General features: G+C 67.8%; 26 protein-coding genes. 16 read left to right on the top strand and 10 right to left on the bottom strand.

Annotated elements, in window-relative coordinates; all coding sequences use genetic code 11:
• Positions 1-66: 66 nt before the first annotated feature.
• Both A9X03_RS16395 and A9X03_RS16390 read right to left on the bottom strand, forming a co-directional pair.
• The gene (locus A9X03_RS16395; protein ID WP_068261944.1) at positions 67-1,179 is read right to left on the bottom strand and encodes a DUF1214 domain-containing protein; all 1,113 of its coding nucleotides are present in this window, start codon (positions 1,177-1,179) and stop codon (positions 67-69) included.
• Positions 1,176-1,751 (bottom strand): TetR/AcrR family transcriptional regulator, encoded by a 576-nt coding sequence (locus tag A9X03_RS16390; protein WP_068261939.1) that lies wholly within the window; start codon positions 1,749-1,751, stop codon positions 1,176-1,178. Before A9X03_RS16390 ends, A9X03_RS16395 begins: the two co-directional genes overlap by 4 nt.
• Before the next feature lie 28 nt (positions 1,752-1,779).
• Between A9X03_RS16390 and A9X03_RS16385 the strand changes: the two genes are divergently transcribed.
• Both A9X03_RS16385 and A9X03_RS16380 read left to right on the top strand, forming a co-directional pair.
• Positions 1,780-3,015, top strand: a complete 1,236-nt coding sequence (locus A9X03_RS16385; protein ID WP_068261931.1) for a sulfotransferase — start codon at positions 1,780-1,782, stop codon at positions 3,013-3,015.
• 29 nt (positions 3,016-3,044) lie between these two features.
• Positions 3,045-3,935, top strand: a complete 891-nt coding sequence (locus A9X03_RS16380) for an alpha/beta fold hydrolase (RefSeq protein ID WP_067780847.1) — start codon at positions 3,045-3,047, stop codon at positions 3,933-3,935.
• Between the two features lie 3 nt (positions 3,936-3,938).
• Here A9X03_RS16380 and A9X03_RS16375 read toward each other — a convergent pair whose 3' ends face one another.
• From A9X03_RS16375 to A9X03_RS16365, 3 genes are read right to left on the bottom strand one after another with little or no spacing between them, the layout of a single operon-like run.
• Positions 3,939-4,982 carry a zinc-binding dehydrogenase gene (locus tag A9X03_RS16375; RefSeq protein ID WP_067755314.1) on the bottom strand — a complete coding sequence of 348 codons (1,044 nt, stop codon included), beginning with the start codon at positions 4,980-4,982 and terminating at the stop codon, positions 3,939-3,941.
• 3 nt (positions 4,983-4,985) lie between these two features.
• Positions 4,986-5,198 (bottom strand): molybdopterin-binding protein, encoded by a 213-nt coding sequence (locus tag A9X03_RS16370; protein WP_067755312.1) that lies wholly within the window; start codon positions 5,196-5,198, stop codon positions 4,986-4,988.
• Positions 5,199-5,237: 39 nt separating this feature from the next.
• A complete protein-coding gene (locus A9X03_RS16365) occupies positions 5,238-5,849 on the bottom strand; it encodes a TetR/AcrR family transcriptional regulator (RefSeq protein WP_067755311.1) in 612 nt (203 codons plus the stop codon).
• A 131-nt stretch (positions 5,850-5,980) separates the two neighbouring features.
• Here A9X03_RS16365 and A9X03_RS16360 point away from each other — a divergent pair, with 131 nt between their 5' ends.
• A complete protein-coding gene (locus A9X03_RS16360; RefSeq protein WP_068261928.1) occupies positions 5,981-7,297 on the top strand; it encodes a cytochrome P450 in 1,317 nt (438 codons plus the stop codon).
• Positions 7,298-7,306: 9 nt separating this feature from the next.
• On the opposite strand, the gene msrA is transcribed toward A9X03_RS16360, so the two are convergent.
• Complete coding sequence (gene msrA / locus A9X03_RS16355; RefSeq protein ID WP_067755305.1) at positions 7,307-7,819, bottom strand: peptide-methionine (S)-S-oxide reductase MsrA; 513 nt, start codon at positions 7,817-7,819, stop codon at positions 7,307-7,309.
• Positions 7,820-7,909: 90 nt separating this feature from the next.
• Between msrA and A9X03_RS16350 the strand changes: the two genes are divergently transcribed.
• From A9X03_RS16350 to A9X03_RS16335, 4 genes are all read left to right on the top strand, one after another.
• Positions 7,910-8,416 (top strand): nuclear transport factor 2 family protein, encoded by a 507-nt coding sequence (locus tag A9X03_RS16350; RefSeq protein ID WP_067755302.1) that lies wholly within the window; start codon positions 7,910-7,912, stop codon positions 8,414-8,416.
• Positions 8,413-9,432 carry an NAD-dependent epimerase/dehydratase family protein gene (locus tag A9X03_RS16345; protein WP_068017568.1) on the top strand — a complete coding sequence of 340 codons (1,020 nt, stop codon included), beginning with the start codon at positions 8,413-8,415 and terminating at the stop codon, positions 9,430-9,432. Before A9X03_RS16350 ends, A9X03_RS16345 begins: the two co-directional genes overlap by 4 nt.
• Positions 9,433-9,510: 78 nt before the next feature.
• On the top strand, positions 9,511-10,326 hold the full coding sequence (locus A9X03_RS16340) for a class I SAM-dependent methyltransferase (protein WP_067755296.1): 816 nt from the start codon (positions 9,511-9,513) through the stop codon (positions 10,324-10,326).
• A gap of 59 nt (positions 10,327-10,385) precedes the next feature.
• Complete coding sequence (locus tag A9X03_RS16335; RefSeq protein ID WP_067755293.1) at positions 10,386-10,766, top strand: DUF427 domain-containing protein; 381 nt, start codon at positions 10,386-10,388, stop codon at positions 10,764-10,766.
• Here A9X03_RS16335 and A9X03_RS16330 read toward each other — a convergent pair.
• Positions 10,763-11,161, bottom strand: a complete 399-nt coding sequence (locus A9X03_RS16330) for a nuclear transport factor 2 family protein (protein ID WP_067755290.1) — start codon at positions 11,159-11,161, stop codon at positions 10,763-10,765. The two genes, A9X03_RS16335 and A9X03_RS16330, sit on opposite strands and share 4 nt — an antisense overlap.
• A 48-nt stretch (positions 11,162-11,209) precedes the next feature.
• On the opposite strand from A9X03_RS16330, the gene A9X03_RS16325 reads away from it, so the two are divergent.
• The gene (locus tag A9X03_RS16325) at positions 11,210-12,124 is read left to right on the top strand and encodes a DNA-3-methyladenine glycosylase (protein WP_197498984.1); all 915 of its coding nucleotides are present in this window, start codon (positions 11,210-11,212) and stop codon (positions 12,122-12,124) included.
• 94 nt (positions 12,125-12,218) lie between these two features.
• Positions 12,219-12,764: a DNA starvation/stationary phase protection protein Dps gene (dps, locus tag A9X03_RS16320; RefSeq protein ID WP_068017559.1), complete on the top strand. Its 546-nt coding sequence runs from the start codon at positions 12,219-12,221 to the stop codon at positions 12,762-12,764.
• Here dps and A9X03_RS16315 read toward each other — a convergent pair.
• Positions 12,761-14,728, bottom strand: a complete 1,968-nt coding sequence (locus A9X03_RS16315) for a chloride channel protein (RefSeq protein ID WP_068261925.1) — start codon at positions 14,726-14,728, stop codon at positions 12,761-12,763. The two genes, dps and A9X03_RS16315, sit on opposite strands and share 4 nt — an antisense overlap.
• A gap of 182 nt (positions 14,729-14,910) precedes the next feature.
• Here A9X03_RS16315 and A9X03_RS16310 point away from each other — a divergent pair, with 182 nt between their 5' ends.
• From A9X03_RS16310 to A9X03_RS16280, 7 genes are all read left to right on the top strand, one after another.
• Entirely contained in the window at positions 14,911-15,894 is a 984-nt protein-coding gene (locus A9X03_RS16310; protein WP_068261922.1) for a pirin family protein, read from the top strand.
• Between the two features lie 2 nt (positions 15,895-15,896).
• Positions 15,897-16,532: a TetR/AcrR family transcriptional regulator gene (locus tag A9X03_RS16305; RefSeq protein WP_067755274.1), complete on the top strand. Its 636-nt coding sequence runs from the start codon at positions 15,897-15,899 to the stop codon at positions 16,530-16,532.
• A gap of 72 nt (positions 16,533-16,604) precedes the next feature.
• Positions 16,605-17,546 (top strand): class I SAM-dependent methyltransferase, encoded by a 942-nt coding sequence (locus tag A9X03_RS16300; RefSeq protein WP_068261919.1) that lies wholly within the window; start codon positions 16,605-16,607, stop codon positions 17,544-17,546.
• 29 nt (positions 17,547-17,575) lie between these two features.
• Positions 17,576-18,517 (top strand): class I SAM-dependent methyltransferase, encoded by a 942-nt coding sequence (locus tag A9X03_RS16295; RefSeq protein WP_067755268.1) that lies wholly within the window; start codon positions 17,576-17,578, stop codon positions 18,515-18,517.
• The gene (locus A9X03_RS16290; protein WP_068261916.1) at positions 18,517-19,446 is read left to right on the top strand and encodes an SAM-dependent methyltransferase; all 930 of its coding nucleotides are present in this window, start codon (positions 18,517-18,519) and stop codon (positions 19,444-19,446) included. The genes A9X03_RS16295 and A9X03_RS16290 overlap by 1 nt, the downstream gene beginning before the upstream one ends.
• A 129-nt stretch (positions 19,447-19,575) precedes the next feature.
• Entirely contained in the window at positions 19,576-21,003 is a 1,428-nt protein-coding gene (locus A9X03_RS16285) for an aldehyde dehydrogenase family protein (RefSeq protein WP_067755262.1), read from the top strand.
• Positions 21,004-21,056: 53 nt separating this feature from the next.
• Positions 21,057-21,920, top strand: coding sequence for an SDR family oxidoreductase (locus A9X03_RS16280; RefSeq protein ID WP_067755260.1), 864 nt, complete (start codon positions 21,057-21,059; stop codon positions 21,918-21,920).
• Here the strand turns inward: A9X03_RS16280 and A9X03_RS16275 are convergent.
• Positions 21,917-22,741, bottom strand: coding sequence for a tyrosine-protein phosphatase (locus A9X03_RS16275; protein WP_067755257.1), 825 nt, complete (start codon positions 22,739-22,741; stop codon positions 21,917-21,919). The genes A9X03_RS16280 and A9X03_RS16275 overlap by 4 nt on opposite strands.
• Positions 22,734-23,954 carry an acyl-CoA dehydrogenase family protein gene (locus A9X03_RS16270; RefSeq protein ID WP_067887290.1) on the bottom strand — a complete coding sequence of 407 codons (1,221 nt, stop codon included), beginning with the start codon at positions 23,952-23,954 and terminating at the stop codon, positions 22,734-22,736. Before A9X03_RS16270 ends, A9X03_RS16275 begins: the two co-directional genes overlap by 8 nt.
• Positions 23,955-24,213 lie beyond the last annotated feature (259 nt).

The raw sequence follows: 24,213 nt of genomic DNA, 5'->3' as shown, positions 1-24,213 counted from the left end.
CGTGGCGGATAGGGACAAATCAACGACGGTTTTCGTACCCGGGCCACACGCTCGGCGGCCGGGGCGTCAGCGAACGGCCGTGGGCGCGTCGGTCGCCTTGACGAGTCGCACCTCCGGACGCTCCGGCACCCCGTCGGCCAGGAACCACCGGAAGGCGAGGTTGCCGCGCGGATAGTCCAGCGTGGTCAGCGAATTCGGGTGGGCGGTCATTCCGCGGGACAGGACGATGGTCACCGTGCCGTCGTTGTTGAGCGCGGCGGCGTGGCCGTTTATCGAGCAACGGGCGTCGGCCGCGCCGAACGTGGCCATGAACTGGTTCCATACGACCAGGTTCCAGAACCTGCACGACGGCGGGCGGTGCGTGATGACGAGCGCTTCGTCCTCATCGAGCACAAAGCTGCCGTAGGAGTAGCAGGCGTCGCGCGCCGACCAACCGAAGTTGGCGTCGGGGACCTGGTACGGATCGGCGAATGCATTTGCCGCGTGCGCGGTCTCATGTCCGAGGGCGTGTTGGTCCTGCACGCGCGTCCCGACGGCCAGCGGCACGATGGCGAACATGGTGCGCAGCCAGGTCGCGATCGCCCTCAGCCGCGCGGCCGTCTCGGCATCCCCGTGCCGGATCGGGTCCGGCTCGTCGAGCGCCTCGATCCGCCAGGTGACGGGGCGGCCGGTCAGCGGGTCGGCCTGATAGTCGCGCGTCATCAGGACGGCCGCGTCGGGCGTGGGGCCGAGATCGAACGCGAAGTTGCCGGCGGCGTCCATATTGAGGACATCGAGATCGCTGTCGCGGACGATTGCCACCACCCGGTCCGACCACGCGCCCGGTGACGGCTCGTTGTAGGCCGTGACCGAAAAGTACGCGCTGTCACCCTTGTTGCCGCTGATGCGGTAGCGGCGCCGCGGATCGATCGGGCAGATGTAGTAGTAGGCGTCGGTGTTGTCGCCGCCCCAGCGCCGGTCGCGACGAAACGGGGTGTTCACGGCGACGAACTGCGGCCGGCCGGGTTCGGTGAAAAGGTAGGTGTCGAAGGCGACACCGAGCGTGCTGGCGATCATGCGGTAACCGTCGGCGACGTGCCGGTCGTCGACCACCGCGCGGTCGCCCTCCAGGAACGAGCGGTCAAGGGTGCCCAAGGTGGCGAGCAGCTCCTGCCACGCGGTCGTCGTCTCGTGCGTCATGCGCGGATTCCCTTCAGGAGCAACGTGGTTGTGCGATCGACCCACCCGTCGTCGAGTTCGGTGACGCGGGTGAGCAAGCCCATCAGCGTGATGCCGGCGATGGCATCCGTGAGTTCGGTGGCGGTCACTTCGGGCCGGACCTCGCCGCAGCGCGCCGCCCGTCGCAACAACTCGGCGAGGCCGCCGCCGATGACGCCGGCGAATCGCTCCAGCAGCGCCGAATGCAGGGTCGGGTCCGCGGCCATCTCACCCACCAGCCCGGGCAGGGCGGCTCTGGCGGCCGGGGTGGTCAGGAAACGCATTGCACGACGGACCATTTCGCGCAGGTCGTCGGGCAGGGACCCGGTATCGGGCAGCTCGGTGGCGGCGCCGATGGGGAACACCGCCTCGTGGACCAGGTGCGCTTTGCTCGGCCAGCGCCGGTAGATAGCGGGCTTGCTGGTGCCCGCGCGTTCGGCGATCGCGGAGACCAACAGCCCGCTGTAGCCGGTCTCGGCGAGCAGCTCCACGGTCGCGCTCAGCACTGCGCCGTCAATGCGTGGGTCACGGGGGCGGCCAAAATCCACTACCATTACGAAACCGAGAGTAACATAAGTCGCCGTGACCGACGCCGTTCGCCTTGATGACCTCGCCGAGCCCCGCTTCAGCCCCGAGGCCCGGCAAATCCTCGACATGATGGCCTCGCTGGCGCCGGACTGCCCGCTGGACGCCGACGCGCTGCACGCCAGGGCCGCCGCCGACACCGGCCTGGACGATTTCGGGCCGCCGGACTACCGGGAGCGGCTCGACGTCTATCTGGCCGCGCTGCGTGACATCGACGGCCGCCACGACGCGGGCACGGTCAATTTCTTCGGGCAGCTGCTGCAGCTGCTCAAGAACCGGCTGCTGTTGACCGACCTGGTGCGGCGGCATCCCGAGATCGACGACATCGAGCTGCGACCGCCGGTGGTGATCGCGGGGCTGCCGCGCACCGGCACCACCCATCTGCACAACCTGCTGGCGGCCCCGCCCACGTTCCGCACCATGCCGTACTGGGAAAGCGTCGAACCGTTCCCGCTGCCGGCCGAGGCCGGGATCGAGCCGGATCCGCGGCGCGCGCGGATGGACGTCGCGGTCGGCGTGATCAACACCGTGATGCCCTATTTCCCGCTGATGCACGAGATGACCACCGAGCACGTCCACGAAGAGATCCAGCTGCTGGCCAACGACTTCTCGACCATGCTCTTCGAGACGCTGGCCCACGTGCCGCGCTGGCGTGCCTACTACCAGACCCACGACCAGACGCCGCACTACGAATACCTCGCCCGGCAACTCAAGGCCATGCAGTTCTTGCGCAGCGGGCGGCGCTGGCTGCTCAAGTCGCCCCAGCATCTCGAGCAGGTGCCGGTGCTCGATCGCGTCTTCCCCGGCAGCATCGTCGTTTTCACCCACCGCGACCCGGTGCCGGTGGCGCTATCGATGATCGCGATGATCACCTACTCCGCGCGCATGCACCGCTCGCCGGTCCCGGTGGAAGAGATCGCGGCGTCGTGGATCGACCGCTTGGACGACATGCTGACAGCGCTCGTCCGCGATCGCGACACGATTGGCCCGGATCGGTCGATCGACGTCCGGTTCGACGACTTCATGGCCGACGAAATCGGCGTCGCCCAACGGGTGTACGCGCTGGCCGGCGAGCCGTTCGGCGACGACGCCAAGTCGGCGATCGACGAGTACCTCGCGGGCCATCGGCGCGGTCGGCTGGGGAACGTTGCGACGTCCTGCGCGATGTTCGGGTTGGACGAGGCCGACCTGCGCGACCGGTTCGCGCCTTATGTCGAGCGGTTTCTGGCCTAACCCGCGGCAGGCGGCTACGTTCTCAATTCATGGTCAATATGCCCGCGCTGGACGGTGTCGAACATAGGTATGTGGAGCTCGGGGGCGGCGTGACGATCCACGTCGCGGATGCGGGCCCCGCCGAAGGGCCGGCGGTGATGTTGGTGCACGGTTTCCCGCAGAACTGGTGGGAATGGCACAACCTGATCGGCCCGCTGGCCGCCGACGGCTATCGCGTGCTGTGCCCCGACCTGCGCGGCGCCGGCTGGAGCTCGGCGCCCCGCACGAGCTACACCAAGACCGAGATGGCCGACGACCTGGCGGCCGTCCTGGATCGCCTCGGTGTGGCGACGGTCAAGCTCGTCGCGCATGACTGGGGCGGACCGGCCGCGTTCATCATGATGCTGCGCCACCCGGAGAAGGTGAGCGGGTTCTTCGGAGTCAACACGGTGGCGCCGTGGGTGAAGCGCGATCTGCGTGCGGCGCGGAACTTTTGGCGGCTCTGGTATCAGATCCCGATTTCGCTTCCGGTCGTCGGGCCGCGGATGATCGGCAATCTCAACTCGAGGGCGAGCCGCGTGCTCGGCTCGTGGGTGGGTGGCGGCTACGCACTGCCCGAGGACGACCTGCGCATCTACGCCGAGTGCATGCGCCAGCCCGGCCACGCTGAGGCGGGCTCGCGCTGGTATCGCAGCTTCCAGACCGGGGAGATGCTGCGCTGGATGCGCGGCGAGTTCGACGACGCGCGCGTCGAGGTGCCGGTCCGCTGGCTCACCGGCACCCAAGACCCGGTGATCACTCCCGACCTCACCGACGGGTATGCCGACCACATCAGCGATTTCAAAGTGGAGCTGGTCGACGGGGTCGGACACTGGATCATCGACCAGCGCCCGGAGCTGGTGCTCGACCGGGTTCGGACCTTCCTGCGCGGCGAAGGATAGGCGTCAGGGCTGCACCAGGATCCGGATGGGGTTGCCGTCCTGGCGCTCGAGCTTCTCGATGCCCTCCGTCACGTCCTCCAGCGCGACGATCTCACTGATTGACCTCGAAACGTCAAGGCGCCCAGCCGAAACCAACTTCGCCAGCGTCTCGATGTCCACGTTCTGATATCCCAAGTGCCCGAGCACCTGCTTGTGGGTCAACCCGAACAGGGAGGTGGGCCCGACGGTCGGCGCCTCGGCGCTCATCCCGACACCCACCAGCCGGCCACCGGGTGTGAGGCAGTCGAGCCCCTGCTCGAACGTCACCTTCCGCCCGACGGCGTCGAAGGCCACATCGAGCAGCCGCCCGCCGGTGACTTCCGCGACGTTGTCCCTCAGCCCGTCGTCGCGGGGGTCGAACGCGTAGTCCGCGCCGAGGGTCAACGCCCGCTCCAGCACTGCGGGGTTGATGTCGACGGCGATGATGGGTGCGGCGCCGACCAGCCGCGCGAGCTGGACGATGTGGGTGCCGACCCCGCCCACGCCCCACACGCCGACCGATTCACCGACCGTGACTTTACCCGTCCGGACGACGGCCCCGAACGGCGTGGACACCGCGTCGGCCAGGATCGCCGCCTGCTCCAGCGGAACGTTGTCGGGCACCCGCGTCAGCCCCGTCGCTTGCGCCACGGTGTATTCGGCCCACGCCCCGTCGTAGGCGAATGCCATCAATTGGATTCGCAGGCAATTGACCCCATCGCCGCGGCGGCAGTTCGCGCAGCGTCGGCACGGCCGGCCGGCGGGGACCACCACCCGGTCGCCCTCGTCCCAGCCGGTCACCTCCGGCCCCAGTTTCGCGACGGTGCCCGACGCCTCGTGGCCCTGGGTCACCACGGGCTGCTGCGCCGGGAAAGTGCCGTTGATCAGGCTCAGGTCCGAGTGGCAGATGCCGCAGAAGGCGACCTTGACCAGAACTTCGCCGGGGCCCGGCTCGGGAATCGGAACGTCTTCGAGCGCAACGGTTCTGGTGTCTGCGTAGAAGCGCTCGGCGCGCATCGTCGGCGCCATGGGCTAGTCGACCCCGATGGTGACTTCCGTGGACTTGATGAATACGGTCGCCGGCTGCCCGGCCTCGAGCCCGAGATCGATCGCGGCGTCCTTGGTGACGGAGGACGTGACGATCTGCTCACCGCCGTCGAGCTTGACCTTCACGATCGCCATCACGCTGCCGAGGTCGACCTCGGTGATGGTCCCTTTGAGTTGGTTCCGGGTCGACAGCCGCATCGCAAGGTCCTTTGTTCGGTTGAGGTTCTGTGCTCGACCCTACTGTCGCGGGCCGAGCAGGGCGATGGAGGCGTCGACGGCCGGCTCCACGATGCCCCGCACCGGTTTTCCGTCTTCGACGGCGAGCGCGGTCAGTTCGCGCAGACCGCCGAGCAGGATGACCGCCAACGGGGCGGTCAGCGGAGGCAGCTCGGCTCGCTGGAAGCCGGGGCTGGCGCTGAGGTCGATCAGCAGACTTGACAGCAGTTGCAGCCCGCGGCGCTGTACCGGGCGGGCGGCGGCGCCGAGCGAGGGCAGTTCCCGAATCCAGCTGAGCGTGATCGCCGGCCGGGACTCGATGTAGCCGACGTACGCCTCGACCGCCTGGCGTATCTGCTGATGCCAGTCGGCCTCGGGATCGACGGCCGCAGCGATGCACTCACCGAGCCTTTCGATGTCGGTGCCCAAGAGCTCGAGGAAGCACTCGTCTTTGCTTGCGAACTGGTCGTAGAAGGTGCGCTTGGACGTGCGGGCGTGACGAACGACGTCGGCGACCGTGCTGGCGCGGTAACCGCGCTCGGCGATGGAGGCGGCGAGGCCGTCGAGCAACCTCAGCCGAAACGGGTCGCCAAGGACCGCTTCGTCAGCCGTCGCTGTCGCCGCTGGGCTCACGGGCGGCCCCTTCCATCGGTGCGGCACCCTCTTGTCATCGGTTGGTACCACAGAGTACCGTATCGGGAAAGGTTTTGGTACACCGCGGTACCACCCCGGCGTCCGGGGGAGATGATGGGGAGCAGCCCGCCATGAGTGAAGTCGTCACCGCCCCCGCGGCCGTCCGGTTGCCCCCGGCGGCTCGCCTGCCAAAGCTGTTGCAGGGTCTGGGTTTTGCGATCTCACGGCGCGGGATGATCCAGCGCCTGGCCCGTCGGTACGGCGACGTCTTCGCGCTGAACCTGCCCATGTACGGCGAGGTCGTGGTGGTGGCCGACCCGCAACTGGCCAAGCAGATCTTCACCACCAGCCCCGACGAGCTCGGCAACATCCAGCCCAACCTGAGCCGGCTGTTCGGCTCCGGCTCCGTGTTCGCGCTCGACGGGGAGGACCATCGCCGTCGCCGCCGGTTGTTGGCGCCGCCGTTCCACGGCAAGAGCATGAAGAAGTACGAGTCGATCATCGAAGAAGAGACCCTGCGGGAGACCGCGGGCTGGCCGGAGGGTGAGGCGTTCGCGACTCTGCCGTCGATGATGCGCATCACGCTCAACGCGATCCTGCGCGCGGTTTTCGGGGCCGAAGGCGCCGAGCTCGACGAGCTGCGCCGCCTCATCCCGCCGTGGGTCACGCTGGGCTCGCGGATGGCGACGATGCCCAAACCGCGGCGCAGCTACGGGCGCTTCACCCCATGGGGGCGCCTGGACGAGTGGCGCCGCCGGTACGACGCCGTCATCGACAGGCTGATCGAAGCCGAGCGGGCAGATCCCAACTTCGACGAGCGCAGCGACGTGCTCGCCCTGATGTTACGCAGCACCTACGACGACGGTTCGGTCATGTCGCGCAAGGACATTGGCGACGAACTGCTCACGCTGCTGGCCGCCGGTCATGAAACGACGGCCTCCACGCTGGGCTGGGCGTTCGAGCGGCTGACCCGGCACTCGGACGTGCTGGCCGCCCTGGTCGACGAGGCCGACACCGACGGCCAGGAGTTACGTCAGGCGACCATCCTCGAAGTCCAGCGGGCCCGGACGGTGATCGATTTCGCCGCCCGGCGCGTCTACCCCTCGCGGTACCAGCTCGGAGAGTGGGTCATCCCCCGCGGCAAGTCAATCCTGGTGAGCATCGCGCAGATTCACGAAAACCCCGAAGTCTTCCCGAATCCGGAGCGCTTCGATCCGCAACGCTACATCGGGACCAAGCCGTCGGCCTTCGCGTGGATCCCGTTCGGCGGTGGCACCCGCCGGTGCGTGGGGGCGGCGTTCGCCAACATGGAGATGGACGTCGTGCTGCGAACGGTGTTGCGGCACTTCACCATCGAGACCACGACCGCACCCGGAGAGCGGTGGCACGGCCGCGGCGTCGCCTACACGCCCAAGGACGGCGGCCGGATCGTGGTGCGCCGGCGCTGAGCCGGGCGCCTACTGGTCGGCCGTGGCCCGGCGCGGCAGTTTCCAGCCCGGGCGGATGTAGTGGCAGGTGTACCCGTTCGGGTAGTGCTGCAGGTAGTCCTGGTGCTCGGGCTCGGCCTCCCAGAAATCGCCGGCCGGGCTGACTTCGGTCACGACCTTGCCGGGCCACAACCCCGACGCGTCGACGTCGGCGATGGTGTCCAGCGCGATGCGCTTCTGCTCCTCGTCGAGGTAGAAGATGGCGGACCGATAACTGAGTCCACGGTCGTTGCCCTGGCGGTTCTTCGTCGTCGGATCGTGGATCTGGAAGAAGAACTCGAGCATGGTGCGGTAGTCGGTGACCGCCGGGTCGTAGACGATCTCGATGGCCTCGGCGTGCGTGCCGTGGTTGCGGTAGGTCGCATTGGGGACGTCGCCGCCGGTGTATCCGACCCGCGTCGAAACCACGCCCGGCTGTTTGCGGATGAGTTCCTGCATCCCCCAGAAACAGCCGCCGGCGAGTACCGCTTTTTCGGTTGCCATTGCTCGTCCTCCTAACCGGCCACGATGCCGCCCAGGCTACACTCCGCCGATGAGCCGCAACGTCGCGACGATTTCGGGAAGTGCCGCAGCATGACGACTCCTACGTTTTCCCGCGGCGAACTGGCCGCCGCCTTCGAGAAGTTCGAGCAGACGGTGGCCCGGGCCGCCGAAACCCACGACTGGGACGCCTGGGTCGAGCAGTACACCCCCGACGTCGAGTACGTCGAGCACGCGGCCGGCACGATGCACGGACGCGACGAGGTCCGCCAGTGGATCAAGCGGACGATGACCACGTATCCCGGCAGCCACATGGTGGCGTTCCCGTCGTTGTGGTCCGTCATCGACGAGCCCACCGGGCGGATCATCTGCGAACTGGACAACCCGATGCGCGACCCGGGGGATGGGAGCGTCATCAGCGCGACCAACATCTCGATCGTCACGTACGCGGGGGACGGGTTGTGGCGCCGCCAGGAAGACATCTACAACCCGCTGCGCTTCCTGCGGGCCGGGATGAAGTGGTGCCGTAAGGCCCAGGCGCTGGGCACGCTCGACGAGGACGCGGCGCGGTGGATGCACGAGAACGGAGGAGCCCAGTGAGCACCAAGCCCAAGCTCGTCATCGGCGCCAACGGCTTCCTGGGTTCGCATGTCACCCGCCAGCTCGTGGCCGACGGGTTCCCGGTGCGGGCGATGGTGCGCCCGAACGCCAACACCCGCTCGATCGACGACCTCGAGCTGACCCGCTTCCACGGGGACGTGTTCGACGACGCCACGCTGCGGGAGGCGATGGACGGTGTGGACGACGTCTATTACTGCGTCGTCGACACCCGCGCATGGCTGCGCGACCCGACGCCGCTGTTCCGCACCAATGTCGAAGGCCTGCGCAACGTTCTCGACGTCGCCGTCAACCAACCGGACCTGCGCAGGTTCATCTTCACGAGCACCTATACGACGGTGGGCCGGCGGCATGGCCACGTGGCGACCGAGGACGACGTGATCCGGTCCCGCCGCCTGACTCCGTACGTCCAATCGCGTTTGGAAGCCGAGAATCTGGTGCTGCGGTACGTGGCCGAGGCCGGCCTGCCCGCCATCGCGATGTGCGTGTCGACGACCTACGGCAGCGGGGACTGGGGCGGCACTCCGCACGGCGCCTTCATCGCCGGCGCGGTCTTCGGCAAGCTGCCGTTCCTGATGAACGGCATTGCGCTGGAAGTCGTCGGCGTCGACGACGCGGCGCGGGCCATGATCCTGGCGGCCGAGCGCGGGCGCATCGGCGAGCGATACCTCGTCTCTGAGCGGATGATCGCTTTGAACGACGTCGTCCGCATCGCGGCCGACGAGGCCGGCGTTCCACCGCCGCAACGCTCGATTTCCGTCCCGATGCTCTACGCCCTGGCGGCGGCCGGCACGCTCAAGGCCCGACTCACCGGGAAGGACGCCGAGCTCAGCCTGGCCTCGGTGCGGATGATGCGCGCCGAAGCCGACGTGGACAGCAGCAAGGCGAAGCGGGAATTGGGCTGGCAGCCGCGGCCGGTCGAGGAATCGATCCGTGAGGCGGCGCGGTTCTGGTCGGAGCTGAAGGTCGCCAGCGGCAAGAGCGCGACTCCGGGCTGAACGCCGCGCCGCCGCGCGTTCAACACGGCTGGCGCGGTCGCGGCGCGGCTAGCCTCGGGCGGCGTGACTGCCGAAAGGGTGAGCGTTGACCTCAGCGGGGCGCCCCAGACGATGCTGGCGACGTTGTACGCCAAGGCGCTGGACGCCGACTTCGAGACACCGATCCTCGGCGACGAGTATGCCAAGGAGATCGTCCGACGCATCGACTACGACTGGAAAAAGACCACCATCACGGCGCGCAGGGCACCGTCGGTCACCACCCGGTCCGCGCACTTCGATGCCTGGGTCCGCCAATTTCTTGCGGCGCACCCACGAGCCGTCGTGCTGCACTTGGGCTGCGGACTGGACAGCCGGTGTCTGCGGGTGCAGCCGGGCCCGGGCGTCGAGTGGTACGACGTCGACTACCCCGAAGTCGCCGCGCTGCGCGCGCAGCTCTACCCCGCGCGCGACCACTATCGGGTCATCGCCGCCTCCGTCACCGACCCGGCCTGGCTCCGGGACATTCCCGCGGACCGTCCCGCGCTGATGATCGGCGAGGGGCTGACCATGTACCTCACCGAGCAGGACGGCACCGCACTGCTGCGCCGCGTGGTCGATCACTTCGGCTCGGGTGAGCTGCAGTTCGACGCCTTCAACTCGCTCGGGATCAAGTCGCAGTGGCTCAACACCGTCGTGCGCCGTTCGGGATCCACGCTGTCGTGGGCGATCAACGGGCCTGACGACATCGTCGACGCGGTGCCGGGTGTACGGCTCCTGGCCTGGGAGCGGTGGTTCGAGTCGTACACATTCGCGCAACTCCCGCGCTCCACACGGGCGCTGGGAAAGGTCATGTCGCTGGTTGAGGCCGTCGCCAACATGGCGCAATACCACCGCTACGCGTTCGGGCCGCCCTGATCGGGAAGCCCCGAGACCCGGATGGCGTTGCAACGTCCATCGGCGTCTAGGAGGAAACCATGAGCCACCCCGAAATCAAAGAGCCAAGCGCTGGCCACCCGATCACCATCGAGCCGACGAAGGGGCGGGTACAGGTTCGCGTCAACGGCGAGCTGGTAGCCGACACGACGGCCGCCCTGGAATTACGGGAAGCCAGTTTGCCTGCGGTGCAGTACATTCCGATGAGTGACGTGGTGCAGGACCGGCTGACCCGCACGGACACCAGCACGTACTGCCCGTTCAAGGGCGAGGCCAGCTATTACAGCGTGACGGGTTCGCACGGCGACATCGTCGAGGACGTCATCTGGACGTACGAGCAGCCCTATCCCGCGGTCGCGGCGATCGCCGGCCACGTGGCCTTCTACCCGAACAAGGCCGAAATCAGCGTGTCGGCTTCCTAGTACGTCCACCCGGGAAGCGCGGCCTCGTGCGCCCGGGTGTCGCTGTACAGGCGCATCGAGACGATCAGTCCGTCGCGGGTGTCGAAGATGCAGACGAACGGGCTGTCGTACTCGACGCCGGCGGTGGTGGTGCCGGTGGCCTGCGCCTCGACGACCACGGTCTCTCCCTCGTTGACACAGCGCACCAGGTCGATGGTCAACTCGAGTTGCTGTTTGCGGCGCTCGATCGCCCGCCGGAACGTTTCTTTGTCACACTCGGAGCGCGTGAGCAGAGTCCAGTAGGTGAAGTCGTCGCTGAGCAGCGTGAAGCCCTCGTCGAGATCGCCGCCGTCGCTCGCACTCTGTAGAAACATCCAAGCCAGTTCGCCCTGCGGGTCATCGAACGGCGTCATCACATCGCAATATTGACTTGGCACATCGTTAACGGTCAATCGGAGATTTGGTTGGTGGAGAGCGCGCGCACGGTCACTTTCCCGGGGGCGGTCAGCTTCGGGCATACGTTGGCGCCGCTTCGGCGGGGGGCCGGGGACCCCTGTTTCCAGGCGTCCGGCGACGGCGCGATCTGGCGAACCAGCCTGCTGCCCACCGGACCCGTCACCGCCCGGATCAGCCGGGCCGCCGCCAACGCCGCGCACTGCGTCGCGTGGGGAAGCGGGGCGCCGGAGTTCGTGGAGGGGCTGCCCGCGCTGCTCGGCCTCGAGGACGACGCCTCGGATTTCGTGCCCCACCACCCGACCGTCGCCGCCGCGCAGCGCCGGGTGCCCCACCTTCGCCTGGGTCGCACCGGGTTGGTGCTCGAGGCGCTGATTCCCGCGATCATCGAGCAGCGGGTGCCGGGCGCCGACGCGTTTCGATCGTGGCGCCTGCTGGTGTCCAAGTACGGGTCGCCCGCCCCGGGACCGGCGCCGGCCAGGATGCGGGTGCCGCCGTCGGCCGAGTCGTGGCGCTACATCCCGTCGTGGGAGTTCCACCGCGCCAATGTCGACCCCGGACGTGCGCGGACGGTGGTGACGTGCGCGCAGCGGGCCAGCAGCCTGGAACGACTGGCATCCCGTCCGGCGGCGCAGGCCCGTGCGGCGCTGATGTCGTTGCCGGGCGTGGGCGAATGGACCGCCGCCGAGACGGCGCAACGGGCGTTCGGTGACGCCGACGCGCTGTCGGTGGGCGACTATCACATCCCGAAAATGATCGGCTGGACGTTGATCGGGCGCCCGGTCGACGACGCCGGCATGGTCGAACTGCTCGAACCCATGCGACCGCACCGCCACCGGGTGGTCCGGTTGCTCGAGGCCAGCGGTCTGGCATATGAGCCGCGGCGGGGCGCCCGGCTGCCGGTGCAGCACATCAGCAACCTCTAAACGTGGTCATCGCCTCGCCGGCCCCGGGTTTTCAGCAACGGCCATCGGGTAACCAACCCCGAAGACGTGACCGTGTGCGAAACGGAGGAAATCGATGACACAGTTCACCATCCCGGGACTCACCGACAAGCAGGGAGCCCGGCTGACCGAACTGCTGCAGAAACAACTGAGCACCTACAACGACCTCCACCTCACCCTCAAGCACGTGCACTGGAATGTGGTGGGGCCCAACTTCATTGGTGTGCACGAGATGATCGACCCGCAGGTGGATGCGGTCCGCGGTTTCGCCGACGACGTCGCCGAGCGGATCGCCGCCCTGGGCGGGTCACCGCAGGGCACACCGGGGGCCATCATCAAAGACCGCACCTGGGACGACTATTCGGTCGGCCGCGACACCGTCCAGGCCCACCTCGCGGCGCTCGACCTCGTCTACACCGGCGTCATCGAGGACATCCGCAAGTACATCGAGGAGACCGAGGAGCTCGACCCGGTCACGCAGGACCTGCTGATCGATCAGGCCGGGAACCTGGAGAAGTTCCAGTGGTTCGTGCGGGCGCACCTGGAGAGCGCGGGCGGGACGTTGACGCACGAGGGGTCGACCACCGAGAAGGACGCGGCGAGCACCGCTCGCAGCTCCTAGTCGGGTAACGCATTCTCCTGCGCGGCACCGTTTTTGGGCGCCAGGATGTTGATCCGGTCGCCCACCGAAAGCCGTAACCTGGCGTCGGCGTCGATGAGCCGTCGGTTGTGCAGCACCGACACGGGCAGGTGGTCGTTCGGGAATTCGAGGTCGCCCAGGAGCCGGCCGACGGCCATCGAATCTTCGGCCAGGGTGTGTTCGATGATGCAGTACCCGTCGAGCTCGCTGTGCGGGTCGTGGTCAGGCGTTGCCGGTTGCGTGTCCGCCGCCATGTCGGTGAAGGACGCGGCGACCGCGCGTAACACGTTCTGATTTGTCAGCCAGCCCTGGACAGATCGGGCCTCGGTGTCGATGACCGGCAGCCCGTCACGCCCGAATAGGACGAGCTGGCGCAACGCCTGGGCAAGGCTGTCGTTGGCGAACAGCGCCTGCGGTTCGCGTATCCGGGTGAGGGGGCCGAGCAAGGCGGTGAGGTCGCCACCGACGGTGCCGGTCGGACGGGTCAAATCCAGGGGGACGGCGAACCTGTGCATCGCGTCGGCTGCGGTGAGGTCGGCGAAGGCGTGGGTGGGTTTGGGCCGATCGATGTCAATGCCACGGCGCAGCAGCTTGGTGGTGTAGATGGTGCCGTAGGAGACCCCGCGGGACACTGTGGTCCCGACGGCCACGGCCAGCATGACCGGGAGGGTCAGGGTGAAATCTCCGGTCATCTCGACCGTGCTGGCCAGTGCGGTGAGCGGGGCTCTGGCTGCGGACGCGAACACGGCCCCCATGCCCACGATCGCGTACAGGGCCGGATGCCCGACGGCGGTGCCGATGGTGTGCTGAACGAACAACCCAAAAGCCATGCCGGAGGTGGCCCCCACAAAGAGAGAAGGAGCGAACACCCCGCCGGATCCGCCGATCCCGATGGTCAGACTGCAGGCCAGCATCTTGCCGGCGGCCAGGACCAGCAACAGCCATAGCGCATAGTGCCCGGCGAAGGCGGCATACATCACCGGATAGCCCACCCCATAGAGCTGTGGGACAGCTAGCAATAGCAGGCCGAGCACGATTCCGCCGACCGCTGGCCGCGCCCAATCCGGGCGGCTGCCCCAGACCCGGTCGCACAGATCCTCGGTCTTGTAGAGAACGTTCTTGAAGAGGATCCCGATGAGCCCGGCGATCGCCGCTAGGAGCGCCACCAACAGGTAATTGGCGATGTGGTCCAATTCGATCCCGGCGGGCAGCTCGGTGAGGAACGGCGCGGAGCCGAAGAACACGCGGGCGACCACGTCGGCAACCATCGACGAGAGCATGATCGTGAAGATTGCTTCGACGGACAGTTCCCGGAGGATCAGCTCCACGGCGAAGAACACCCCGGTGATGGGGGCGTTGAAGGTGGCGGAGATGCCGCCCGCGGCGCCACAGGCCACCAGCACGCGCAGCCGGTTCTCCGGCATTCGCACCCACTGACCGAAGCCGGACGCGAGCGCCGCGCCGATCTGCACGATCGGCCCCTCCCGGCCAACGGAGCCCCCGGTGCCGATGCACAGCGCGGAGGCCAGCGCTTTCACCACGGTCACCTGGGGGCGGATGCGGCCGCCGTTCTCGGCCACCGCGATCATGACTTCCGGGACTCCGTGGCCGCGAGCCTCTCGGGCGAACCGCGAGATCAGCGGTCCGTATAGCAATCCGCCGACGACGGGGATGACCACGAAGAAGCCGATCCCCAGCCAGGGCAGATGGTCGCTGCCCACCCAACCGTCCTGGCCGAACTCGTCGTGCCCCGTCGCCAGCCAGGTAAAGCCGAAGATCAGGTAGCGGAACGCCACCGCGCCAATCCCGGCGCCAAGGCCGACCATGATTGCCACGCAGAAGAGCCCGAGCCGGTTCGCGCGCAGCCAGCCGGCGAATTGACCCACGGCGCGGGAGACGGGCCGGGTGGTCCGGATGGGAGCGGCGGCCGTCGGTTTTTGCCCCATCAGCGCATCCTTCCCCCGACGGCCCCGCTTTGCTCGTCGACCGTCCAAACGATTGTGCGGGACCGCCGACCCTTTCCCAGAGCAAATATTGCCCTACTCAACCATCGCCCGAGCAGGCAGGAGCCGGGGAATAACTGGACTGCAGTCCGGTTATACCAAACGTTCACATTTACGGAGGTCACATGCCCGCCATCACCGCCAACACGCTGACATTGCCACGGATCGGCGCCGCCGTCCCGGCCGAGACCGAGCGGCCGGTCCGATCGATCACCACCGGCCCGCGCGGCTACGAGGGGGAGGGCTTCCCCGTCGTCCGGGCCTTCGCGGGGGTCAGCGCCGCCGCGCTGGACCCCTTCGTGCACATGGACCAGATGGGTGAGGTCGAGTACCAACCCGGTGAGCCGAGGGGCACCGACTGGCACCCACACCGCGGGTTCGAGACGGTCACCTACATGATCGACGGCAAGTTCGCCCACCAGGACTCCCACGGGGGCGGCGGCCTGATCACCGACGGTGCCACGCAGTGGATGACCGCCGGTTCGGGGATCCTGCACATCGAGACGCCGCCCGCGGAACTGGTCGACAGCGGCGGCCTGTTCCACGGCATCCAGCTGTGGGTGAACCTGCCGAAGCGGGACAAGTTCGCGCCCCCGCGCTATCAGGCCATCGAAGGGGGCGACGCGAAGCTGATCGCCTCCGACGACGGCGGGGCGCTGGTGCGCATCATCGCGGGCGAGGTCGACGGTCATCGGGGGCCCGGGATCACCCACACGCCGATCACGCTCGCGCACACGACAATCGAAAACGGCGCTCGGCTGAACCTGCCGTGGCGGCGCGACTTCAACGCCCTCGTCTACGTGCTGTCCGGCAGCGGATACGTCGGTCCGGTCGCTCATCCGATTCGGCAGGGCCAACTGGCCGTGCTCGGCCCCGGGGATCGGATCACCGTGGGCGCCGACCAGGCGCAGGAATCGTCGCGCACTAGCGCCATGGATGTGCTGCTGCTGGGCGGCCAACCCATTCGCGAACCGGTATTCCACTACGGGCCATTCGTGATGAACTCGAGGGCGGAATTGGTCGAGGCGGTGCAGGACTACCAGGCTGGAAAGTTCGGCAGCATTCCGCCAAACGCGCTAATGCCACACCATGGCAATGGCACACTTTAACGATGTCTTCAGGGGTGAGCCGCAGGCCTGGACGCCCCCCAGCCGCAAAGGCCGATGAGACGCGACAGCGGATCATGCAGGCGGCCCGCCTTGTGTTCAGCGAGCGGGGATACGACGGGGCGACGTTCCAGGCCATCGCGGCCCGCGCCGACCTTACCCGGCCGGCGATCAACCACTACTTCTCCAGCAAGCGCGTCCTGTATCGGGAGTTGTTGGAGCAAACCAACGAAGCCATCATCGGAAGCGGGATCAGACAGGCCGAGCGGGAGACCACACTGGTGGGGCAACTGACCGCATTCATATCCGCGGCGGCCCGCGCCAATTCCGAGAATCCCGCCGGGTCGGCGTTGATTATCTCCGGGGTGCTCGAGTCGCAGCGGCACCCGGAATGGAAAACAGCCGAAAACGACTCCGTGCGGATCTGCCGCGAATTCCTCGTTCGCGTCGTCAACGACGGATTGGAGCGCGGCGAGGTCCCCGCCGACGTCGACGTGCCGGCGTTGATCGAGGCACTGCTCGTGCTGATGTGCGGGGTGGGTTTGTACGCGGGCTTCGTTCAAGGTCCCGAAGCCCTGCTGTCCATCACCGGAATGATTCGGCGGCTGCTCGAGGGAGCGTTCCGGCGGTCCAACGCCTAGACCCGCGCCGGCAGTGAAGTTGCGCACAAAGCGTATAGGCTAACTAACTTATCCCGGTAAGATCGTCAGGTCATGACTGATCTGGACGAGTCGTTACCGCCTTCCCTGAGATCCGCCGGCGACAGCTGGGCCATCACCGAACTCGTCGGTGCCACCGCGCTGGGCGTCGCGGCGGCGCGCGCGGCGGAAACCGCGGGGAACGATCCGCTCATCCGCGACGAGTTCGCGCGCATCCTCGTGTCGTCGGCCGGCCCGGCCTGGGAACGGCTCGCCGACCCCGAGCTGGCCTGGCTCGACGGCGACGAGCCCGGCCGGCGCGCGCACCGGATCGGCATCGACTACCAGGCCGTGCGGACGCACTTCTTCGACGAGTACTTCGCCGACGCCGCGATGGCCGGAATCCGGCAAGTGGTCATCCTGGCCGCGGGACTGGACTCGCGGGCGTACCGCCTCGACTGGCCGCACGGCACCGCGGTTTACGAGATCGACCAGCCCAAGGTGCTCGATTACAAAACCGGAGTGCTGCAGCGCCACGGCGCCACCCCCACCGCCAGCCGCCGCCCGGTCCCCGTCGACCTGCGTGACGATTGGCCGGCGGCATTGGCCGCGGCGGGGTTCGACCGCACCCAACCGACGGCCTGGCTGGCCGAGGGCTTGCTCCCGTACCTGCCGAGCGACGCGCAAGACCGCCTCTTCGAAATGTTCACCGCCCTGAGCGCCCCGGGAAGCCAGGTCGCCATCGAGGCGTTCGGCATGAACAAGCGGAGCAACTCGCGGCGCTGGCTGCGGATGCGCGAACGGCTGGGCCTGGACGTCAACGTCCAGGCGCTGACCTATGACGAGCCGGACCGTTCGGACGCGGCCCAGTGGCTGACCGACCACGGCTGGCAGGTGCGGGCCGTGGACAACCGCGAGGAGATGGCCCGGCTGGGCCGCCCGGTACCCGAAGACCTGGTCGACGACGCGGTGCGCAGCATCCTGCTGCGGGCCCGTCTCGGCGACCCGACCGCCTGACCTACGCCAAGGACCCGAGGAGCAACCCGATGAGTTCACTGCGCACCCACGACGACACCTGGGACATCAAAACCAGCGTCGGCAGCACGGCGGTCATGGTGGCCGCCGCGCGCGCCATCGAAACCGAGCAGCCCGATCCGCTGATCCGCGACCCCTATGCCCGGCTGCTGGTCAACAACGCCGGTGCCGCGGTCTTGTGGGAGGCGATGCTGGACCCGGAGGTCGTTGCCAAGATCGAGGCCATCGACGAAGAATCCGCCGCCCGCATCCGGCACATGCGCGGTTACCAGGCGGTGCGGACCCACTTCTTCGACTCTTACTTCGCCGACGCCGTGGCCGCCGGAATCCGGCAGGTGGTGATCCTCGCGTCGGGGCTGGACTCCCGGGCCTACCGGCTGGATTGGCCGGCCGGCACCGTCGTCTACGAGATCGACCAGCCGCAGGTGCTGGCGTACAAATCGGCCACGCTGGCCGAAAGCGGCGCCACCCCGTCCGCCGATCGCCGCGAGGTTGCCATCGACCTGCGGGAGGACTGGCCCGCCGCGCTGCGTGCCGCCGGCTTCGACCCGACCCGGCCGACGGCCTGGCTCGCCGAGGGACTGCTGATGTATCTGCCCGCCGAGGCCCAGGACAAGCTGTTCACCCAAATCGGCGAGCTGAGCCCGGCCGGCAGCCGCGTCTCGGCCGAGACGGCACCCATGCACGCCGAGGAGCGACGCCAGCAGATGCGGGAAAGGTTCAGGAAGGTCGCCGACGAGTTGGGCCTGGAGGAGACCGTCGACGTCGGCGAGCTGATGTACCGCGACGAGCACCGTGCGGACCTCACCGAGTGGCTCAACGAGCACGGCTGGCGCGCCACCGCGCAGAATTCGATCGACGAGATGCACCGCCTGAACCGCAGGGTGCAAAGCGCGGAGGTGGACAACGACAAGGACGCCTTCTCCGACTTCGTCGTCGCCGAGCGGCTTTAATGCCGCGCTCGCTGGACGACTCCTGGGACATCGCCACCAGCGTCGGCGCGACCGCGGTGATGGTCGCCCTGGCCCGTGCCGCAGAGACCGCCAGCGACGAGCCGCTCATCCGTGACCAGTTCGCCGAGCCGCTGGTCTCCACGCCCGAGCTGGCGGGAGTTCGCGAGCAGGTGGCCGCGTGGTGGGCCGGGGACCCGGACGACCCGGAAGACGAAGACTTCTCGGTCCGGTCTCAGAACATGATCGACTCGCAGGCGGTGCGGACCCGCTTCTTCGATGCGTATTTCGCCGCCGCCGCACAGGCCGGCATTCGGCAGGTGGTGCTCCTCGCCGCCGGTCTCGATTCGCGCGCCTACCGGTTGGATTGGCCGGCCGGCACCGTCGTCTACGAGATCGATCTGCCCAAGGTGCTGGAATACAAGACCGAGACGCTCGCCAAGTACGGTGCGACGCCGCTCGCCGACCGGCGGCCCGTCCCCGTCGACTTGCGCCACGACTGGCCACGAGCATTGCGAGACAAGGGTTTTGACGCGGGTCAGCCGACCGCGTGGCTGGCCGAAGGGCTGCTGCCGTTCCTGCCGGTGGCGGCGCAGGAAGCCCTGTTCGTCGCTATCGACGGGCTGAGCGCATCGGGCAGCCAGGTCTCGGTCGAAGACTTCGGCATCGACCCGGAGAGGCGCCGGGAAGCGGAGGCGAGGTTTGCCGAATTGCGCGCCAAGCGCGAAGCGCGCGGCCAAGACACCTCTTTCAATCCTTTCGACTTGTGGTTCGAGGACGGGGAGAGGCCCGACTGTGCGGACTGGTTCACCGCGCACGGCTGGATCACCGGGGTGGTCGACGGGCACGAAGAGGCGCTCCGGCTGGGACGGCCGCCGCAGCCCGATGGCCGGCCGTTTGTGATCACCTATGTGACCGCCACCAAACCCTGACCGGCCGCAGCCAGATCCTTTCTAACTGCTCTCCCAACCGGATGGTTAGGATCGCGGTTATCACCCATGAGCGCTTGTGCGACGAGCAGCGGGCGCGCCCGGGATGACCGAAGCAGGGGAAGGACGACGATGACCACCGAATCGGTTACACCCAAGACATCCGCCACCAACGGCGCGCCGACCGCTCAGCAGGTAGACGTTCCCGCAACGGTGGCACGGCTCCGCAAGACGTTCGCGACGGGGCGCACCCGCGACATCGAGTGGCGCAAGCGGCAGCTGCTGCAGCTGGCGAAGCTGATGGAAGAGAACGAGGCGGCCATCGCGGACGCTCTCGCCAAGGACCTGGACCGCAGCCCGTTCGAGGCGTTCATCGCCGACATCGCGACCACCGCCGGCGAGGCGAAGTTTGCGGCCAAGCGAGTGCGCAGGTGGACGCGGCGCCGCTACCAGCTGCTCGAGATGCCGCAGCTGCCCGGCCGTGGCTGGATCGAATACGAACCCTACGGCACCGTGCTGATCATCGGCGCGTGGAATTACCCGTTCTACCTGACCCTGGGGCCCGCCGTCGGCGCGATCGCCGCCGGCAACGCCGTCATCCTCAAGCCCTCGGAGATCGCCGAGGCGTCCGCGCACCTGATGGCCGAACTGGTGCCCAGGTACCTCGACAACGATGCGATCGCCGTGGTCGAGGGCGACGGGTCGGTCAGCCAGGAGCTGATCGCGCAGGGCCTCGACCGACTGCTGTTCACCGGCGGCACCGAGATCGGCCGCAAGGTGTACGAGGGGGCCGCACCCCACCTGACCCCGTGCACGCTCGAACTCGGCGGCAAGAGCCCGGTGATCGTGGCGGCCGACGCCGACGTCGATGTCGCCGCCAAGCGGATCGCGTGGATGAAGCTGCTGAACGCGGGCCAGACCTGCGTCGCGCCCGACTATGTGTTGGCGGACGCCAAGATCAGCGACGAGCTGGTGAGCAAGATCGGTGCCGCCATCGCGAAGTTCACGGCGGACAAACCCAACGGGATGCGGATCGTCAATCAACGTCAATTCGACCGGATCAGCGGCTACCTCGCCAGCGGGGACGGCAAGGTCGCGGTCGGCGGGGCCTGTGATGCCTCGAGTCTGCGCATCCAGCCCGCCGTGGTGGTCGACCCCGACCCGAACGGCCCGCTGATGCAGAACGAGATCTTCGGGCCGGTGCTGCCGGTGGTGACCGTCCAATCCCTCGACGAGGCAATACGTTTCATCAACGCGCGGCCAAAGCCGCTGTCCGCCTACCTGTTCACCAAGACCCGGGAGACCCGCGAGCGGGTAATCAAGGAAGTGCCGGCCGGCGGCATGCTGGTCAACCACCTGGCCTTCCAGGTGTCGACGGCCAAGTTGCCGTTCGGTGGGGTCGGGGCGTCGGGTATGGGCGCCTATCACGGCCGGTACGGTTTCGAGGAGTTCAGTCACCGCAAGTCGGTGCTGACCAAGCCGACCCGGCCCGACCTGTCGAGCTTCATCTACCCGCCGTACACCGAGCGTGCCATGAAGATGGCCCGCAGGATGTTCTGACACTGCTCCAAATCGCTTGCTAGACGCTCGTTTTCATCGTAGAGAGGAACCTGATGCCCGGAGTGCAGGATCGCGTCATCGTCGTCACCGGAGCCGGTGGGGGATTGGGCCGTGAATACGCCCTGACCCTTGCCCGGGAGGGCGCCAGCGTCATCGTGAACGACCTCGGCGGTGCGCGCGACGGTACGGGCGCCGGCCACAACATGGCCGACGAGGTGGTCAAGGAGATCCGGGACGCGGGTGGGCGCGCGGCCGCCAACTATGACAGCGTCGCGGACCCCGACGGCGCGGCCAACATCATCAAGACGGCGCTCGACGAGTTCGGCGCCATCCACGGTGTGGTGAGCAACGCCGGCATCCTGCGCGACGGCACGTTCCACAAGATGACCTACGACAACTGGGACGCCGTGCTCAAGGTCCACCTCTACGGCGGGTACAACGTGCTGCGCGCCGCGTGGCCGCATTTCCGGGAGCAGAGCTACGGCCGGGTCGTCGTCGCCACCTCCACCAGCGGCCTGTTCGGCAACTTCGGTCAGACCAACTACGGCGCGGCCAAGCTCGGCCTGGTCGGCATGATCAACACGCTGGCCCAGGAGGGCGCGAAGTACAACATTCACGCCAACGCCGTCGCGCCGATCGCGGCCACCCGAATGACCGAGGACATCCTGCCCAAGGAGGTGCTCGAGAAGCTGACGCCCGAGTACGTCGCGCCGGTGGTGGCCTACCTGTGCACCGAGGAAAACCCCAACTCCGCTTCGGTTTTCGTCGTCGGCGGAGGCAAGGTGCAGCGGGTGGCTCTGTTCCAGAACGAGGGCGCCAACTTCGACAAGCCGCCGTCAGTCGAGGACGTCGCCGCGCACTGGTCGGAGATCGACGACCTGTCGGCGGCCAAGCAGGCGAACTTCAAGCTGGGTTAGACCAGCAGTTGGTCACGCAGGCGGTCGATGTCCGCCTGCGTGACGCCTGCATCGAGCAGGTAGGCGTTCAGCGAGCCGAACCGTGCGTCTATCGTCTCGCGCGCGGCAGCCAGGTATTCCGGACGCACGCCAAGCACACCGTCAGCCAGCCGCGCCTTGGTGAACGTGACCACCTCCGGCGTCAATTCGACGTCGGAGCGATGCTGAATCATCTCGTAGATGTGTTCGCGCAGTTGGGGCACCGCGGCGTTGCTGCGCAGGTAATCGGCGACGATGGTGTCGTGGTCGATGCCGATCGTCTCCAACACGGTGGCGATCACAAAACCGGTGCGATCCTTACCCGCGAAGCAGTGGGTGAGCACTGGACGCCCCGCCGCCAGCAACGAAAAGACATGCCGCACAGCGCGTTGCGCCCCGTTGCGGGTGGGAAATTGGCGGTACTCGTCGGTCATGTGGCGGACGGCGGCCTCGTTGACCTCTTCGTCCGACTGGTCGGGATCGCCCTGGAACAGCCGTCGAAACGCCGTTTCGTGCGGCGCGTCATCGTCGTCTGGCTCCTCGTCGCCGAGATCGGGGAAGGGCAGCAGATGGATTTCGACGCCGTCGGGAACCAGTCCCGGGCCGCGCCGGGCGACCTCGCGCGCGGCACGCAGATCGGCGACGTCGGTAATCCCTAACTGGCGCAGCGTGTCCCGTCCCTCGTCATCGAGGCGGCTGAGCTCACCGGAACGGAACAGCCGTCCGGGTTTCAACCCGCCGGCGCTGTCGGCGACGTCGCGAAAGTTCCACGCGCCGGACAGCTCTCGCAGCGTGTCAGTCATGCGAGGTGACCGCCGCGGCGAGCGGAGATTTCTCCCGGCCGAGTTCGGCGCGTGCGATGGTCCGCATGTGCACCTCGTCGGGGCCGTCGAAGAGGCGCATGGCCCGGTGCCAGCCGTACGACCGGGCCAGCACCGTGTCCTCGCTGACCCCGGCGGCGCCGTGCACCTGGATCGCGCGGTCGATCACGTCGCAGGCCACCTGCGGCGCCACCGCCTTGATCTGCGAGACGAGCGTGTGGGCGGCCTTGTTGCCGTGCTGGTCGATGGTCCACGCCGCCTTATGGCACAGCAGGCGGGCCTGGTCGATCTCGTTGCGCGACTTAGCGATTGCCTCCCGAACCACGCCCTGCTCGGCCAGCGGGCGGCCGAATGCCACCCGCTTGCTGGCGCGGTCCACCATCAGGGCCAGCGCGCGTTCGGCGCCACCGAGTGCGCGCATGCAGTGGTGGATGCGGCCCGGTCCCAGCCGGGCCTGGGCGATCGCGAAGCCGCCGCCCTCCTCGCCGAGCAGGTTGGTGACCGGCACCCGGACATTGTCGTAGATGATCTCGCAGTGCCCGGGCTGGTCCTGGTAACCGAAGACGGTGGTCGAGCGGACCACGGTCACGCCGGGGGTGTCGATGGGCACCAGCACCATCGACTGTTGCTGATGGCTGGCCGCCTCGGGGTTGGTGCGCCCCATCACGATCAGGATCTTGCAGCGCGGGTCCGACGCGCCGGACGTCCACCACTTGCGCCCGTTGATCACGTAGTCGCCGCCGTCGCGGAGGATGGAAGTCTCGATGTTGCGGGCGTCGCTGCTGGCGACCGCGGGCTCGGTCATCGAGAAGGCGCTGCGGATTTCGCCGGCCAGCAACGGCTCAAGCCACTGCTTGCGCTGTTCCTCGGTGGCGAACAGGTGCAGGGTCTCCATGTTGCCGGTGTCCGGTGCCGCGCAGTTGAGCGCCTCCGGCGCGATCTCCAGGCTCCAGCCGGTGAGCTCGGCCAGCGGCGCGTATTCGAGGTTGGTCAGGCCCGACTCGGCGGGCAGGAACAGGTTCCAGAGCCCGGCCGCTTTGGCCTTGGTCTTGAGTTCCTCGATGATCGGCGGGACGGTGTGATCGTTCGGGCCGGCCTCGTGCCGGTACTTGTCGTAGTCGGCCTCGGCCGGGAAGACGTACTCGGTCATGAAGTCGGACAGGCGCTTGTGGTAGTCGTTGGCTTTGTCCGACATCGCGAAGTCCATGCCGCCACGATAGGACACGTGTGGGGTGGCCCCATATGGCGAGTGCTTTGGTTCACCCGCGCGACACTGAAACCTCGCACACGGCACGCCGCGACGGGTGTGCGTGGTTGCGGTCTCACGGTAGGGCGAGTGGTCGCGGGTCCGCGAGACATAACCCATTGCGTTCGGCTGCGGCGTGTCGTCGCAGACGTTTATGTGTCGCGATTGCCGTCGAGCACCATGGACGCCATGACCGAGTCCCGTCCGC

This window comes from Mycobacterium sp. E1715, from assembly GCF_001667625.1.
Taxonomy (GTDB): Bacteria; Actinomycetota; Actinomycetes; order Mycobacteriales; family Mycobacteriaceae; genus Mycobacterium.
The sequence above is the reverse complement of the archived record's forward strand: the minus strand, read 5'-3'. Positions and strand labels throughout refer to the sequence as shown.

Bases quoted from the DNA above. Each gene is read 5' to 3' on its own strand.
- A9X03_RS16395 (WP_068261944.1), bottom strand. From the start codon at position 1,179: ATGACGCACGAGACGACGACCGCGTGGCAGGAGCTGCTCGCCACCTTG.
- A9X03_RS16390 (WP_068261939.1), bottom strand. From the start codon at position 1,751: ATGGTAGTGGATTTTGGCCGCCCCCGTGACCCACGCATTGACGGCGCA.
- A9X03_RS16380 (WP_067780847.1), top strand. From the start codon at position 3,045: ATGGTCAATATGCCCGCGCTGGACGGTGTCGAACATAGGTATGTGGAG.
- A9X03_RS16375 (WP_067755314.1), bottom strand. From the start codon at position 4,982: ATGGCGCCGACGATGCGCGCCGAGCGCTTCTACGCAGACACCAGAACC.
- A9X03_RS16370 (WP_067755312.1), bottom strand. From the start codon at position 5,198: ATGCGGCTGTCGACCCGGAACCAACTCAAAGGGACCATCACCGAGGTC.
- A9X03_RS16360 (WP_068261928.1), top strand. From the start codon at position 5,981: ATGAGTGAAGTCGTCACCGCCCCCGCGGCCGTCCGGTTGCCCCCGGCG.
- msrA (WP_067755305.1), bottom strand. From the start codon at position 7,819: ATGGCAACCGAAAAAGCGGTACTCGCCGGCGGCTGTTTCTGGGGGATG.
- A9X03_RS16350 (WP_067755302.1), top strand. From the start codon at position 7,910: ATGACGACTCCTACGTTTTCCCGCGGCGAACTGGCCGCCGCCTTCGAG.
- A9X03_RS16335 (WP_067755293.1), top strand. From the start codon at position 10,386: ATGAGCCACCCCGAAATCAAAGAGCCAAGCGCTGGCCACCCGATCACC.
- dps (WP_068017559.1), top strand. From the start codon at position 12,219: ATGACACAGTTCACCATCCCGGGACTCACCGACAAGCAGGGAGCCCGG.
- A9X03_RS16315 (WP_068261925.1), bottom strand. From the start codon at position 14,728: ATGGGGCAAAAACCGACGGCCGCCGCTCCCATCCGGACCACCCGGCCC.
- A9X03_RS16310 (WP_068261922.1), top strand. From the start codon at position 14,911: ATGCCCGCCATCACCGCCAACACGCTGACATTGCCACGGATCGGCGCC.
- A9X03_RS16305 (WP_067755274.1), top strand. From the start codon at position 15,897: ATGTCTTCAGGGGTGAGCCGCAGGCCTGGACGCCCCCCAGCCGCAAAG.
- A9X03_RS16300 (WP_068261919.1), top strand. From the start codon at position 16,605: ATGACTGATCTGGACGAGTCGTTACCGCCTTCCCTGAGATCCGCCGGC.
- A9X03_RS16295 (WP_067755268.1), top strand. From the start codon at position 17,576: ATGAGTTCACTGCGCACCCACGACGACACCTGGGACATCAAAACCAGC.
- A9X03_RS16290 (WP_068261916.1), top strand. From the start codon at position 18,517: ATGCCGCGCTCGCTGGACGACTCCTGGGACATCGCCACCAGCGTCGGC.
- A9X03_RS16285 (WP_067755262.1), top strand. From the start codon at position 19,576: ATGACCACCGAATCGGTTACACCCAAGACATCCGCCACCAACGGCGCG.
- A9X03_RS16280 (WP_067755260.1), top strand. From the start codon at position 21,057: ATGCCCGGAGTGCAGGATCGCGTCATCGTCGTCACCGGAGCCGGTGGG.
- A9X03_RS16275 (WP_067755257.1), bottom strand. From the start codon at position 22,741: ATGACTGACACGCTGCGAGAGCTGTCCGGCGCGTGGAACTTTCGCGAC.
- A9X03_RS16270 (WP_067887290.1), bottom strand. From the start codon at position 23,954: ATGTCGGACAAAGCCAACGACTACCACAAGCGCCTGTCCGACTTCATG.